The organism is Cognatundibacterium oligocarboniphilum, assembly GCF_013377855.1.
Lineage (GTDB): Bacteria > Pseudomonadota > Gammaproteobacteria > Burkholderiales > Burkholderiaceae_D > Undibacterium > Undibacterium oligocarboniphilum.
This window is the reverse complement of the sequence record NZ_JABXYJ010000007.1, coordinates 37,614-52,516: the sequence shown is the minus strand read 5'-3', so window position 1 is coordinate 52,516 and position 14,903 is coordinate 37,614. Positions and strand designations below refer to the sequence as shown.

At 49.2% G+C, this 14,903-nt stretch carries 15 protein-coding genes; 7 read left to right on the top strand and 8 right to left on the bottom strand.

Going from position 1 to position 14,903, the window contains the following annotated elements; translation table 11 throughout:
* The first annotated feature begins 181 nt into the window (after positions 1–181).
* Entirely contained in the window at positions 182–820 is a 639-nt protein-coding gene (locus tag HV832_RS13370) for a response regulator (RefSeq protein ID WP_176804358.1), read from the top strand.
* Positions 821–875: 55 nt separating this feature from the next.
* Here the strand turns inward: HV832_RS13370 and maiA are convergent, their stop codons facing one another.
* Positions 876–1,532 (bottom strand): maleylacetoacetate isomerase, encoded by a 657-nt coding sequence (gene maiA, locus HV832_RS13365; protein WP_176804357.1) that lies wholly within the window; start codon positions 1,530–1,532, stop codon positions 876–878.
* A gap of 11 nt (positions 1,533–1,543) precedes the next feature.
* Positions 1,544–2,242 (bottom strand): fumarylacetoacetate hydrolase family protein, encoded by a 699-nt coding sequence (locus tag HV832_RS13360; protein WP_176804356.1) that lies wholly within the window; start codon positions 2,240–2,242, stop codon positions 1,544–1,546.
* 154 nt (positions 2,243–2,396) lie between these two features.
* Between HV832_RS13360 and HV832_RS13355 the strand changes: the two genes are divergently transcribed.
* A complete protein-coding gene (locus tag HV832_RS13355) occupies positions 2,397–3,716 on the top strand; it encodes a TRZ/ATZ family hydrolase (protein WP_176804355.1) in 1,320 nt (439 codons plus the stop codon).
* A 63-nt stretch (positions 3,717–3,779) separates the two neighbouring features.
* Positions 3,780–5,543 carry a M14 family metallopeptidase gene (locus tag HV832_RS13350; RefSeq protein WP_176804354.1) on the top strand — a complete coding sequence of 588 codons (1,764 nt, stop codon included), beginning with the start codon at positions 3,780–3,782 and terminating at the stop codon, positions 5,541–5,543.
* A 63-nt stretch (positions 5,544–5,606) separates the two neighbouring features.
* On the opposite strand, the gene HV832_RS13345 is transcribed toward HV832_RS13350, so the two are convergent.
* Positions 5,607–6,845, bottom strand: a complete 1,239-nt coding sequence (locus HV832_RS13345) for a nucleoside recognition domain-containing protein (protein ID WP_176804353.1) — start codon at positions 6,843–6,845, stop codon at positions 5,607–5,609.
* Between the two features lie 210 nt (positions 6,846–7,055).
* Between HV832_RS13345 and HV832_RS13340 the strand changes: the two genes are divergently transcribed.
* Positions 7,056–7,505: a hypothetical protein gene (locus HV832_RS13340; RefSeq protein WP_176804352.1), complete on the top strand. Its 450-nt coding sequence runs from the start codon at positions 7,056–7,058 to the stop codon at positions 7,503–7,505.
* Between the two features lie 31 nt (positions 7,506–7,536).
* Here HV832_RS13340 and HV832_RS13335 read toward each other — a convergent pair whose 3' ends face one another.
* Complete coding sequence (locus HV832_RS13335) at positions 7,537–8,184, bottom strand: DUF1345 domain-containing protein (protein WP_176804351.1); 648 nt, start codon at positions 8,182–8,184, stop codon at positions 7,537–7,539.
* A gap of 219 nt (positions 8,185–8,403) precedes the next feature.
* On the opposite strand from HV832_RS13335, the gene HV832_RS13330 reads away from it, so the two are divergent.
* Genes HV832_RS13330 through HV832_RS13320 form a run of 3 tightly spaced genes read left to right on the top strand, consistent with a single transcriptional unit; the run spans position 8,404 to position 10,598 of the window.
* Positions 8,404–8,727: a hypothetical protein gene (locus tag HV832_RS13330; RefSeq protein ID WP_176804350.1), complete on the top strand. Its 324-nt coding sequence runs from the start codon at positions 8,404–8,406 to the stop codon at positions 8,725–8,727.
* The gene (locus tag HV832_RS13325; RefSeq protein ID WP_176804349.1) at positions 8,724–9,578 is read left to right on the top strand and encodes an HDOD domain-containing protein; all 855 of its coding nucleotides are present in this window, start codon (positions 8,724–8,726) and stop codon (positions 9,576–9,578) included. The genes HV832_RS13330 and HV832_RS13325 overlap by 4 nt, the downstream gene beginning before the upstream one ends.
* Positions 9,579–9,626: 48 nt before the next feature.
* Entirely contained in the window at positions 9,627–10,598 is a 972-nt protein-coding gene (locus HV832_RS13320; RefSeq protein ID WP_223827335.1) for a GGDEF domain-containing protein, read from the top strand.
* A 110-nt stretch (positions 10,599–10,708) separates the two neighbouring features.
* Here HV832_RS13320 and HV832_RS13315 read toward each other — a convergent pair whose 3' ends face one another.
* From HV832_RS13315 to bufB, 4 genes are all read right to left on the bottom strand, one after another.
* Entirely contained in the window at positions 10,709–11,386 is a 678-nt protein-coding gene (locus HV832_RS13315; RefSeq protein ID WP_176804348.1) for an OmpW/AlkL family protein, read from the bottom strand.
* A 15-nt stretch (positions 11,387–11,401) separates the two neighbouring features.
* A complete protein-coding gene (locus HV832_RS13310; protein ID WP_176804347.1) occupies positions 11,402–12,928 on the bottom strand; it encodes an alpha/beta hydrolase family protein in 1,527 nt (508 codons plus the stop codon).
* 256 nt (positions 12,929–13,184) lie between these two features.
* Complete coding sequence (locus HV832_RS13305) at positions 13,185–13,958, bottom strand: HvfC/BufC N-terminal domain-containing protein (protein WP_176804346.1); 774 nt, start codon at positions 13,956–13,958, stop codon at positions 13,185–13,187.
* Positions 13,945–14,865, bottom strand: a complete 921-nt coding sequence (gene bufB / locus HV832_RS13300) for an MNIO family bufferin maturase (protein ID WP_176804345.1) — start codon at positions 14,863–14,865, stop codon at positions 13,945–13,947. Before bufB ends, HV832_RS13305 begins: the two co-directional genes overlap by 14 nt.
* Positions 14,866–14,903: the final 38 nt, after the last annotated feature.

The following is a 14,903-nucleotide window of genomic DNA, read 5'->3' as shown; positions in this document are numbered from 1 at the left end:
AAGTTTCCTGTGGATAGCACAAAATAGTACCATTCCCCCAAGGGAAAATGAAAAAATCATCGTCACTTACAACATTATTTTGAGGAAGATCGCGTTGTTTTTCATACCCTTGATTAAGGAGACGGCATCACATACTATTCGGAAAGAAAAACAATCTATTCAAGCACCAGGGAGAACGCTGATGAAAGCAGAACACAGTAAAACGCCCGGCTTGCAAAACAACGGCATCCTGATCGGCATTGGCTCAGGCAAACGATCAGGATACACCGGGTTTGTTAACATTCATGACCTCAACACCTGTAGCAATCACGATATTGCAGCTACCGGCAGTCTGGACGACGACCTGATTGATTTTCTGGATGAGGAGCCGCTCGATTCTCACCTTAAAAAAGCGCTGCATCCGTGGAAAATATTGATCACAGATGACGATACCAATGTCCATGACACGACCCTGCTGGCACTTAATGGTGTTCGTATTCATGGCAGGCCTCTTGAATTTTTACATGCATATTCAGCCAGAGAAGCGCAGGATCTGATTCTGTCGTATCCTGATTTATCGCTGGTTTTACTCGATGTGGTGATGGAAACGGTGGATGCAGGCCTGAAGCTGGTCAAAATCATCCGGGATGAACTGGGAAAGAAAGATCTGAAAATTGTGCTGCGTACCGGTCAACCCGGTTATGCACCAGAAGAAAAAGTCAACCATCAGTTCGCAATTGATGGCTACACCACCAAATCAAAACTGACCCGGTCTTTGCTGATCTCGGTTTTAAATGATGCGCTGGCAGGCGAAGGATCCTCCGGCCATCTTCCGAACTAAAGACGATCGCCAGAAAATCACAAAAAGATATCCGCCTGGCGACTCCAGACAACCGCTATTCTGTATCAGGCTGATTTGAAGGCATCGCTTTGATAAATGCAGGATGTGTCTGGCAGCTTTCATTGATTTGCATCAGTACCGGCATGTCTGATAAATCACATTTGAAGCGCTGGGCATTCGCAATCTGGGGTATCAGGAAGCAATCCGCAAAACCTGGGGTATCACCGAAACAATACTTCCCCCGTATCTTTTGTGATGCCAGTTTTTTTTCTATAACAGCCAGTCCCGATTCGCACCAGTGCCGGTACCAGTTATTTCTTTCGGTATCGGACACACCCAGCGTTCCCGTCAGATACTTCAGCACACGTAAATTATTCAACGGATGAATTTCACATGCAATCGACAAAGAGAGAGCGCGTACTTCTGCTCTCGCCACAGGATCTGCTGGTAGTAAAAGGCGATCCGGATACACCTCATCCAGATACTCCAGAATCGCAAATGATTGTGTCAGCACCACTTGCTCCTCTGCGACCGTATCCGTCAATGCGGGGACCAGAGCTTCCGGATTGATCTGGCGATAAGCCTCAGACAATTGTTCGCCGCCATGATTCACCAGGTGAATCGCAGTCTGTTCGTACTCCAATCCCTTGAGATTGAGTCCGATTCTGACGCGGTAAGAAGCAGAGCTTCTGAAATAACCATACAGTTTCATACGTATTTCAGTTAAATAATTTCGACAGTCAAAGATCCCAGCAGATCAATCGCGCCTTCCAGCACGTCACCCCTCTGAACCGCGGCAACCCCTTCCGGAGTGCCGGTAAAAATCAGATCCCCGGCCTGCAGCGTGTATAACTCCGACAAGGCAGAAATAATTTCCGGCACGTTCCAGATCATTTTACCGATCTCGCTGTGCTGTCGCTCCGCGCCATTCACGAACAAGCTGATTCCGGCATGGCTGATATTGCCCGTGGCGGCACGTGGCATGAGTTCACCGACAGGGGCAGAATAATCAAAGCCCTTAGCAGTACACCAGGGCCGCCCCTGTTTTTTAGCTTCGGACTGTAAGTCGCGGCGCGTCATGTCCAGGCCTGCAGCGTATCCCCAGATATAACTTTCTGCCTCATTCACCGGAATCTTGCTGCCCGGCCGGCCGATTGCCACTACGAGTTCAATTTCATGGTGCAGATCTCCCGTTTTGGGCGGATAAGGCATTTTTCCTCTCTCCCCCTGTCTGACCGGCAATACCGCATTACCCGGCTTCATGAAGAAAAATGGCGGCTCTTTCCCTGTCCCGCCCATCTCTATTGCATGATCCGCGTAATTACGCCCTACGCAATAAATCCGGTTAACCGGAAACAACTGATCAGAACCAGAAATCGGTAATGCCGGTATTGCAGGGGTGGGAAAAACAAAATGTGTCATCGTCTGAATCCTGAAAATAAAATCACGTTAAATTTTTGTTCTGAACAAATCCGGCCAACAATCAGAACGCCAATTCAAGCTTGTTCAAAGAGTGCATAGGCAAATGTGATCTGATGCATTGTGGATATAATGACAGCTTATCCGGAAGATTGCCATGACACAAACTACCTGCCTCTATCCTCAATACTTAATTCCTGTCGAACCTGCTGCCACTGTTCTGTCCGATCATGCATTGGTCATACGAGGCAAGAGCATTCTTGATATTCTGCCTGCTGCAGATGCGCGCCGCCAATATGCCGAAGCATCGCATATTCCGCTGGCAACACATGCTCTGATGCCAGGGCTCATCAATCTGCATGCCCATTCGGCCATGAGTCTGCTGCGTGGTCTGGCGGATGATCTGACACTCATGGAATGGCTGAATCATCATATCTGGCCAGCTGAAAAGCAGCATGTTTCCGATGAATTTGTTTTTGACGGTAGCTGTTATGCGATGGCAGAAATGATCCGTGGCGGAACAACCACCGTGAATGATATGTATTTCTACCATGATGCCGTTGCCCGTGCCGGCGTTCAGTCAGGCATGCGAACAATTGTGGGTTGCAGCATTCTCGAATTCCCGACCAATTACGCACAAAATGCCGATGAATATCTGCAAAAGGCAATGAACGCCCGGGCCAGTTTTGAAAATCAGCCGGGTATCGATTTCCGGCTGGCGCCACACGCCCCGTATACCGTGGCTGATGCAACATTTCAAAAAATTGTCCGGACCGCAAATCAACACGGTATCGGTATACATTGCCATATTCACGAAACGGAAGATGAAATCAACAGTAGCCTGCAGCAATACGGCATGCGCCCCCTGCAACGCCTGCATCAGCTGGGCTTGTTAAGCCAAAAACTGATTGCGGCGCATGTCGTTCATGCCAGCGATGAGGAAATTACCTTGCTGGCGAACACTGGCGTCAGCGTAGCGCATAATCCGGCCAGCAACCTGAAGCTCGCATCCGGCTTTGCCCGTATTCATGCCATGCAGAACGCCGGCGTCAATGTCGGTATCGGCACCGATGGTGCGGCCAGTAATAACAAACTCGATTTATTGGGCGATATCCGCCTTGCCGCCCTCCTCGCCAAAGCAGAATCCGGTAACCCGTCGGCACTGACAGCACATCAGGCACTGGAAATGGCAACCCTGGCAGGCGCCAAGGCACTCGGCATGGAACAGCAAACCGGCAGCCTGGTTCCTGGTAAATTCGCAGACCTGATTGCGATTGATCTGTCATACATTGAAACCCAGCCTTTATTTGATCCCGTATCCCAGATTGTTTATGCCAGCGGCAGGGAACAAGTCAGTCATGTCTGGATCAATGGGCAATGCGTAATGCAGGAACGCCAGCTGACCACGCTGGATCAGGGAGCATTACTCAGCAAAGCAGCCTGGTGGCAACAGCAGATTAAACCTCAATCCTGCTGAACTACGACACTTCCACTCACCACACCTCAGCAAACGCGCTGATATTTTGATGATTGCGGACTGATGAAACGACTATCTTTTTATTTTGCTGTGCTGCTCGCAAGCAGTGCATGCTTTGCTGCGGATACGCTGACCACGCTGGCCGAACAAAGCGCTTATCAGAAAACCGGTCGCTATGATGAAGTGGAATTACTATGTCGGAATTTCCAGAAAAATTACCCCAAAGCGATCCGTTGCCAGGAATTTGGCCGAACACCAGAGGGACGCCCGATGCTGGCACTGATCGCGACCAGAACCGCAGCCTTCACACCTTATCTGGCAAAAGAAAAACAACTGCCAGTTACATTGATACAAGGCGGGATCCACGCAGGGGAAATCGATGGCAAAGACGCTGGTTTTCTGGCGCTCAAAGAACTGCTGGACAATACCGCAGCCAAAGAAGCCTTAGATAAACAGGTATTGATTTTTGTCCCCGTCTTTAATGTCGACGGCCATGAAAGATTCGGTGCATGGAACCGACCAAATCAACGCGGCCCGGAACAAATGGGTTGGCGCACGACAGCGCAGAATTACAATCTGAACCGGGACTATCTGAAAGCAGATACTGTTGAAATGCAGTCCATGTTACGGCTGATCAATCAATGGGATCCGTTGCTGACGGTGGATCTGCACGTCACCGATGGCGCCAAGTTTGAACATGATATTTCGATTCAGGTGGAACCGGTTCATGCAGGGGATAATGCACTCAGGGAAGCTGGAAAAGTATTACAAAATAATGTGATTACCGACCTGAGCAAATTGGGTTCGCTGCCATTACCTTTTTATATGTCGTTCAATAAGGACGATGATCCCATGTCGGGATTTACCGACGGTGTGCCTGCACCACGTTTTTCGCATGGATATTTCCAGTTGAGAAACCGATTTGGCATGCTGGTCGAAACACATTCCTGGAAAGATTATTCAACACGGGTCAGGATCACTCATAATACAATTATTTCTGTTCTGGAGCAGGTATCCAGACTTGGTGCAGAATGGCGAAAAACAGCACTGGAAGCCGATATGCGCGCAGTCAGCAACGGTGGGAAAACGATACCGGTCACTTATAAGGCCAGTGAGCAGTTCAAAATAATCGACTTCCGTGGTTATGCTTACACCAGAAAGCCATCAGAGATTTCTGGCGCACTGATGACCAGTTATGATGAAACAAAGCCGCAGATCTGGCGCGTCAGGCTTCGTGATGAGATTTTACCTGATGCGTTGGTTCAGACGCCATTGGGTGGTTATCTGGTGCCGGCATCGCATGCCCGCTCAGTCATTGAAAAGCTGCGTGCTCATGGATTGCAGTTTCAGACGCTCAATGCAGGACTGAACCAGATTGATGCAGAGCGCTTTGCCACTGCCAAAGTCACATTGTCGCCAGAGTCTGTCGAAGGTCACCAGATATTACAACTCAAAGGAAACTGGGTGGCGACTCAGCAAAATATCGGCAAGGGCGCTTTATTCATCCCGATAGCCCAACCCAAGTCGGCTTTGGTGGTGGCACTGTTCGAGCCACAAGCACCAGATGCACTGGTTAACTGGGGATTGTTCAACAATATGTTCGAGCAAAAAGAATATATGGAAGCCTATGTGGCAGAAGAAGTGGCACGGGAACAGCTGGCAGCCTCCCCCGAACTGAAAGCAGCTTTTGAAAAAAAATTAAAGGCAGATGAGGCGTTTGCCAAAAATCCGGCGGCTCGGCTCGAGTATTTTGCACGCCGCCACGCTTCATGGGATCAGCAGTATCAGCAATATCCGGTATTGCGGCTCAATACCGTGCCAAAGTAAAACAGTCATTCAAGAGTGCTGTCTGGTAGCGGGCTGGACTGGTGTGAACAGCCCGCACATTCATCAATGGAAAAACAGGTAGGCCACAAAAATTGCCGCAATCACACCGGCCAGATCAGCAATCAGCCCAACGGTAATGGCGTAGCGTGTTTTACGGATTCCGACAGAACCGAAATATAAAGCGACAATATAAAACGTCGTATCTGCAGACCCCTGAAAAATACACGCCAGGCGTCCGACAAAGGAATCCACACCATACGTTTTGATAACGTCAATCATGATCGCTCGCGATCCGCTGCCACTCAGAGGCCGCATCAGTGCCGCAGGTAAAGCTGAAGTGAAATCAGTATTCAGACCCGCTTGCGTAAATACCCAATTGAAACCAGCAACGATATAACTCAGCACTCCCGAATTTCTCAAAACACCAATGGCAACCAGCATGCCGACCAGATACGGAATCACGGTCAAGGAGGTCTGAATACCACCTTTGGCGCCTTCGATAAAAGCGTCATACACATTAATTTTCTTTCTCATCGCTGCAGCCATAAATCCCACCACGATCGTCAGCAACAACAAATTACTGCTGACCCGTGAAAACAGCTCTATTTCTGCACGGCTCATGTACTGGCTCATGTACCAGACCAGTCCGATCATCAGGGCACTGATGCCTCCCAGCCAGGAAATCACCACCGGCTGCAACAGGTTGATACGCTGGCAAACTGCCACCGCAAGCAATCCGACCAGCGTGGCCACATAGGTCGCAATCAGGCAGGGGATGAAAATATCCGATGGGTCTTTCGCGCCCAGCACGGCCCGTTGCGCCATGATCGCCAGCGGAATCAAGGTCAGGCCGGAGGTATGGAGTACCAGGAACATAATCTGTGCATCACTCGCCTCTTCTTTTTTCGGATTTAATGTCTGCAGGCTTTCCATGGCTTTCAGACCAAAGGGGGTGGCCGCATTATCCAGACCAAGCAAGTTGGCGGAAAAATTCATGACCATATGCCCGTTTGCTGGATGATCCCGTGGCACGCCTGGAAAAATACGTGCAAAAAAAGGGCCGATCACTTTTGCAAAAAAACCGATGACACCGGCTTTTTCACCAATATTCATTATTCCCAGCCACAGTGTCATCACACCCGCCAAAGGCAGCGCGACATCCATGACGCCGAGGCGGGCGGATTCAAATGTGCCATCCATGATGCGCTTGAAAACATCGGCATCGCCCAGCAACAGCCATTGAGCTAACGCCGCAATAAAGCTGATCAGAAAAAATCCGGTCCAAATATAGTTAAGTGCCATTGTTGAATGTTTTAAATGAATATCCGTGCAGGCGTTTTAACATGAAAAGAAACGAATAACGAATGATTTTTTTCATTCTGCCGATAGACACGCGACATGGAAGAAACATCCTGTTGCAGTTCTTACTGCTGGCACAGAATTTTATGTCATCGCCGCAGCAATCAAAGACGTTAGCAAAACCATCCACGTAAGAACCACAGGAGAATTAACATGTCCACCACCTTATTATCACGTCTGACTGCCTGCGCCATGCTGATGCTGGCCACGACAGCAATCATGTCAAATAGCGTACAGGCCCATGAACATGGCGAGCGGGAAGGGCGTGAGCGATATGAGATAGAGCAGGCACGTCGTTACTCTCCCGGTTATCAATACATTTACTACCCTGCCCGGCAAATCTATTTTTCACCGCAGTTCCGCACCTGGTATTGGCCTGATGGCCGTGGCTGGGTCAGCGGCAGCCAGCTTCCTTCTTATTTCAGAATAGATTTCCGTGCCGGCGGCATTCCGGTCTCACTCAGCTCCCCTTACCCCTATACGGAGCATGTGTACGTTGAGCAGAATTACGGCAGGCCATGGCGCAGATACCGGGACTGGCATGATGAGGATCAGGATGATGACGATGACCACGATCAATACTGGCATCACCATCATCATTGATTTTGATTGACCAACCCTGAATTAGGCAGCCTCAATTTCCTACCAGTCCTGCGGCGATATTGATAGAAAAACCCAATACCGCCAGATTGAACAGGAAACTCAGCACAGAATGTGCCAGCACGGTCTTGCGTGCGCTGCGCGATGCCACCGCGATATCGGACGTCTGCGCAGCGACCGCAATCGTGAAAGAAAAATAGAGGAAATCCCAGTAATCCGGCATCTGTTCGTCATCGGTAAATCTCAAAGCGCGATGCTTCTCCGGGGAGTTATAGAACAACAATGCATAATGAAAACAGAAAATTACTCCTAGCAGCAACCATGAACCAAGAACCGTGACGCTGGCAAAAAAATATTTCACCATTCTGATATCTGCCGGTAAAGTCTTGCTGCCGGATAGCTCCAGGATAATCGCACCCAGACTGATGGTGGCAGATAATGACAGCAAAGCCAGAACGACAATTGCACTGCTGTCCTGCTGAAGAGCGATCTCGCGCACATGAATTCCTTTGGCTCTGCTCATCAGCCACGCCATCAGCCCCAGGTAAGACCAGACTGCCATATTCCAGCAAAACAAGGCTTTTGTTGTCCAGGCCCAGTTGACAGGTAAAAATAAAATACTGATTAGAGCCAGTCCGAAAGTAATCGCGAGCCGGGGGCGTTGTGTCAGGATATTCGTCATAATTTTTTTCATCAGCAGGTATCAGGTGCATAGTCCCGGATATAACTATTTTCAATGAAATCAGGCATTTCTGAGACGAATCTGTAGAAAATCCGGATCAGCAGTGTAGTATATCTGTATCAAAAGTTGTCTCATAACAAGAATCGACATCCATCCCAGGGTTCTGAATCGCTACACGAAGATTTCTGCACCAGATGGCTTTAATCAGGAGATACCAGAATGAGTACCCACAGTCATTACCTGCCATTAAGCAAAGTTACTGCCGGCATGATTCTGGCTGAAAATCTCCTGGATAAAGTCGGTCATATTTTGCTACCTGCAGGTACCGTATTAACAGACAGCATGCTGCGTTCTATCTCAAATCACCACATCACTCAACTCTGTCTGGAAAAAGAAGCACCTTCCGCGGAAGATGCGGAGCAGTTAATGGAGAAGCGATTACTTCGGCTGACCAAACTATTCCGGAAACAGTCTGATGGTATTGAACCAGCAAATACCCTGCGACGTTATGTACAGGTTTATCGTGAAAGAGGTACATCATGACGGCTGATACCAGATACTCCATTCATCTGGATGATGTCATCCGGCATATCAGGGACTTACCCACGTTACAGGAAGTGGCTCAGGAATTGCTGGCAGAACTCGATAACGACGAAAATAATCTGGATCTGATTAATGAAAAAATTTCGATGGACCATTCGCTGACAGCGAAAGTCCTTCGACTTGCCAACTCATCGCATTACGGCATGAACTCCCGTGTGGTCACTGTGCAGCAGGCAACCTCACTGCTCGGCGTTAAAAGTATTAAAAATCTGATCCGCACCACCATCCTGGCAAACCGTTTTCCTCCGACACCTTGCGAGGGATTTGATTTCCGCGTGTTCTGGCGACACAGTATTGCGACTGCCATCTGTGCCGAGCTGATCTCGCGTGCACTGCACATGAAACACGATTTTGCATTTACTGCCGGTCTGCTGCACGACATAGGTCGGCTGGTTCTGGTCATCTCCTACCCCGACCGTTATGCTGCCGCGATTCAGTACAGAAATATGCATGACTGCTACATGCTGGATGCGGAGAGAACGATATTACAAGTGGATCATATTGAAGCCGGTGTCGCCCTGGCTCAGCAATGGCATTTTGCCGATGCCGTGCAGGATACCATTCGGGGTCATCATCAACCAGAAATTCCCGGCATCCACTCACTAGCTTCAGTGGTTCATGTTGCGGACGCCATCACACATGCACTTGATTTATCCGAAGACCAGAACGATCTCGTGCCGACGCTGTCAAAACGTGCCTGGGATACCCTGGCCCTGAGTGAAACGGAATATCTCGCTATTTTCAAGGAAACCGAAATGCGGGTAGAAGCTGTGAATCAAATTTTAACCTGATAATTTAATGACCTCATGTATCTGGATAAAACGATTTTGGAACAATTGATGTATTTTAAGAATGCCGCATACCGAATTGAGGATATTCATTTATTCCGCGACATCAGTGACAGCGACCTGGTTTTAATTCATCAGATCATTCAGGATTGCCCAGTGGTGAAAGCCAGAGCAGGCCAGATTGTGCTGGATGCAAACAGCTCTGGTTCCCGGCTGTATATTGTGCTCAATGGCGCACTCGGCATCACCAAACTCAATGAAGATAATAATCATATTGAGAATTCGATTACACAATACTTACCCGGCGAGTGCGTCGGGGAAATTTCCGTCCTGGATGAGGAAATTCATTCTGCGACCATCTCGGCTTTGTGCGACAGTGATCTGCTGCTCATAGAGGCAGATACGATGTGGCGACTAATCGATGAGTCGAATGGCGTCGCGCGTAACCTGCTGCAATTACTGTCGTTCCGGATCCGTGCTGCCAATGCACAGATCCGCAGCAGGCAGAAAGTCGGAGAATTTTACCGCCAGCTGTCAATGATCGATGGCCTGACCGGCTTGCATAACAGAGCTTGGCTCAATGTCCAAATGCCCAGCATGATTGAGCATGCGCTGATCAGCGGCAACCCCTTGAGTATCATCCTGGTGGATCTGGATCATTTTAAAAAATTTAATGATGAACATGGCCATTTGCTGGGAGATGATGTGCTGCAAAGCGCAGCCAAAGTGCTGAATGCAGGACTAAGGCCAACCGATTTTGCCGCCCGCTACGGTGGGGAAGAAATGATGGTGATTTTACCTGGTACCAGCCAGAAAGCCGCATTGGGCGTGGCTCAGCGCTTATGTACAAAACTTAGTAAAACCAGAATCTTTACCGATCAGGATAAAGCGTTGCCACACATCACCGGCTCATTTGGTGTAGCAACACTGCAAACACATCAAAATGCAGCAGACCTCATTGATGCTGCAGACCGGGCGCTTTACCGGGCAAAAAATGGCGGGCGGAACCAGGTTGCGGTTTAATCCGATAAAGCGTGCATAAACCGGTTGAACCATCATCAATAAATTAAAAAAGGGGTTCCGAAGAACCCCTTTTTTAACGTCAACGCAAAAACAAGTTTGTATTGAGGCACTCAAAAACTATAGCCGACACCTAATGTGACTGCGATAGGTTTGAAATCGATTTTAGTTTTACGCTCAATACTGCCTGTTGTCGCCGTCAGATCCGTTTTCACTTTTGCAGTAGCGAGGGAGCCAATCAGTGACCAGCGCTCATTGATCTTGTATCTTGCACCAATCTGAGCCGCGAGGCCAAAAGACTCTTTCAGATCTATCTTTGTCGGACCGCCAGTCGCGATATTATTCGACGCCGTCGCCGTCGCATCAAAGAACTGCGTGTAATTCAGACCCAGACCCACGTAAGGACGGAATGTGTCAGAAGCTGCGCCAAAATTATAGTTAATGAAGACCGTCGGAGCCCGCTGCTTCACTTTGGCAATCACACCGTAAGGACCAAGAACGCCACGGCCATAGACGTTATGTTCCGGCGGCAAGCCTGCGGTCAGATCAAAATCAAGATGATCAGTCAAGCGGTGTGTAAAGCCAAACAAGACGGTAGTTGCGTTACCGATTGTCAGTCCTGCTGGCTGAGGCGTCAGGAATGCCGGTCCGTTACTGGTGAAGTCCGGTGATTCAGGGTGCAGGAATACGCCAATCACACCAGCCTTGACAGTATTGTTGTATTCGTCAGCAAAAGAAGCTGTTGATAACAATCCTAACAGTATTGCTGCGGCGATTTTAGTTTTTTTCATGATCAGTTTCTCCGCTTATTTAGCCAGCACTTGTTGGAAGAAACCACGCGCAGCTGCATTGCAGAACGGTGGAACCAGAGAGCCATGATAAACACTGGCAACCGCTGCTGCCGGATCCTGCTTGGCAGCAATAGCTGCATTAATTGTTGCAGTTTTCACCTGAGCAAAACCAATTTTTGCCGCGGCAAACGGATCGGCCGCACTGGTTGGATTGGTATCCACATCCAGTGTTGTCAATGCTGCTGCCGGCAAGCCTTTTGCCTGGAAGAATCCTGCTGTTGCCTGAGTGCTCACGAAAAAGACTGTCGGATCGCTACCACCGCCGCACAGCATCACAGGCACGTTGGGTACGTAATTCCGCAAATCGTTTTTGACGCCAGCCTTACGCATCCCGTTCGCGGGAGTGCAGTTCAGCGGATCTGCCGGATTCACATTGCAGGGATTAGCCTGCGCATCCGCCAGATAAGCATTGCGATAGCTGGTCTTGATCAGATTGCCATCACCAAAGAAAACGCTGAAGGCCGGTTTGGATGGACCTGGCAGGGAATTTTGCGCAAATAACGCCAGTGCAGGCAATTTACCAGTCGTAAACAGATCATTGAAAGACAAGGATCCCGGAATCAGGCTTTCGATACCTGCGGCGTATTTGTCCTCATAGATGTCATTGGGTGTTGTATATAAACCACCATACGACTTCTGCCAGCTGGTCGTGATCATCGGCAGGAACACCGTGCCGCCTGCATTCGGGCTACCAGCAAACACCGCATCACCTAATAAAGCCATGGCATAAGGACCAGACATACCGGCCAGCGCAGTGACTTTAAATTCAGATGAGTAAGTAGTTTGCATAGCACGCTGTGTTGCCATTGCAACATGGCCGCCTTGCGAATAACCTGCGATCACCAGCTTGCCGGAATCCTGAGCGCCAATATTCGGGAACGCTTTACGGGCTGCACGTAAAGAGTCAACCATATCATTGGCTTGCTGTTCTGCGTTAAGGTACGGGTGATAACTCAGGGAAGAAACATCGTAACCGGCATAGTTGGATGCAACGACAATAAACCCCTGTGCAGCGTACATCGCAGCAACCAACGTGGCTTCAGCGTTGTCACGCAGGTTTGCCATATTGAAGGTTTTATCGACAGTTGTACCGTGCGCATACAACAATACAGGACGTGGGCCAGCACATGCAGGATCGCTGCCGGATGGCACCATGATTGCGCCAGTCGCATCGGTTGGCTCATTCGCGCCGCCAACCGTTGTATATTTCATGTAATACGTCGAGATGGCACACTTTGGCACACCTGTCACTTGGGTGAAACCCGGCTTTGCCGCTTCCAGCATCGCGCCGAAAACAACTGGATCCAATTTAGTCAGCGCCTGACCGGATGCCTGAGGAATAGGTACAAGATTGGGGGGGTTAGCCACCAGTGTGCCGCGTGCTACCGAAGTATCGATCGTTGGGCCTGGGCTACCGCTACCGCCGCATGCCGACAAAACCATCGCCGACAGCAGACCCAGCGTTAACTGATAATGACGCATTATTGTCTCCTTAAAAATTTTGTATGTAAGTTACAAGAACAGTCCGATGGAAAATTAAAGGAACGATCGTTCTAAAAACTTAATATGTAGTATCTCACCAGCTTAAATGCTTTAATAGCTGCTTGTACAGTTCTAGAGTAAACATTCTTAAAATGCATTCATCCAAAACAACAAGTGAGCAATACAGATTGGTCGAGGGGGCGAGTGATAGGTAAGACCTTCATCAAAGAAGTTGTTATGAAAATGTATCACCTGCTTAGACAAGCTCACTGAAACAATGCAATGACAGCCAGTACAGCAACTGCCCCTGAATATCCAGTTCCCGATTCTGACTTAGGGCATAGTCAAGCACATCGCCGATGCATTGACCATCAAACAGATAACCTAACATCCTGTATTGAAGCTGATCCAGCTCAATAACGGAAGCGTGCCAGCCTTGCCTCGTGATAATGCCAGCACAGGGTCTGCCGATGTCGATATGCCCCAGATCGGCTGCCTGTTTCTGATGAGCACGCCATATCGGGATACTCGCAAAATCAGCCTGATACAGCATGGCAGCGGGATGAGGGATCAGTCGCACAGCTAAAAAGTCTTTTCCTTGCCTGACAGAGGCAAGCAATGCATCCAACTCCAGCAGCGAAGCGTCAGCCGCATAATAAGCGCGGTGGAGCGTCCATTCCAAATCAGCGACATCCGGGAAATATGGATACTCTTTAACGAAATCGCTTTGACGCAAAAAATCCGGCAACCGGTTACCAAACTGATTCAGATCACTGGTTTCCGAAGGTATATTCAGTCCATAGTGATAAGCCATTTGTTCAAAAAAATCGTCGCCCACCAGTTGCAGCAACACTGGATAAGCATTGCGCAAGGCTGCACTCCAGTTTGCCAGCTGATTACCACGGTAATAGGAAAAACGTTGCACAGACTCAGGATTGCGCAACATCGCAGAAATATCCATCGATAACGATTGCTGCAATAACTGCGCAGCAAAGCAGCATTGCAGATCAGCCAGATCAGGGTAAGGCATTCGTTATTTCTCTGTTTTGAGATTGTGTGGCGTTCCGGTATTGCTCTGCTTTTTGTACCTCGGCCAGCAGAACCGGCAAAGCAGGAATGTGCGTATCCCATTCAATCAGTACTGGAATTTCCATTCCCAATAAACTGGACGACTGACGGAATAAATCCCAGACCGGCTCGGCAACATGACTGCCATGATCATCAATGAGGCATCCGTCCATCTGGCGATGTCCGGCGAGGTGAATTTCACCAATCGACCCGGCAGGTAGCCGTGTCAACGTCCACAAAGCCTCTGTCGCAGACTCCTGATGGTTAATCTGATTGACATATAAATTGTTTATATCCAGCACAATCCCGCATCCGGTACGCAGCGCCAGCTGTGCCAGAAATTCGGCCTCTGACATCTGATCATTCCGAAAACGGATATAAGTCGATACATTTTCGATCAGCACACGACGCTTCAATTGCGTCTGTAAATCGTCAATCCGGTCTGACAGTAAATTTAATGATGATTGGTTTAATGGCATGGGCAGCAGGTCATGCAGAGACCTTCCGGCAACAGAGCCCCAGCACAAATGCTCCGAAACCAGCGCCGGTTCAATACGCTCAGTCAGGCGTTTCAGCCGGTCGATATGATCTTGCCTGTATCCTTGAGCCGAGCCCAGTCCCAGCCCAACGCCGTGCAGGCTGATGGGATAATCCCTCCGCAGCAACGTTAATACATGCAGATCGTAGCCGCCATCTCCGAAATAATTTTCCGAGTGCACCTCCAGCCAGGTGACATCCACCGGTTCACGCAAAAAATCCTGGTAATGCGGCACCCGTAGTCCGACCCCGGTTCCACGCAGACCCGGAGCCGCATCGCTTGAATGCTGAACCGAAGACAAATTAGCCAACCGCGTTGTATGTGACGTCATACAGCAATATTGAGATAGCCCGATACAAGTGTCCAGGC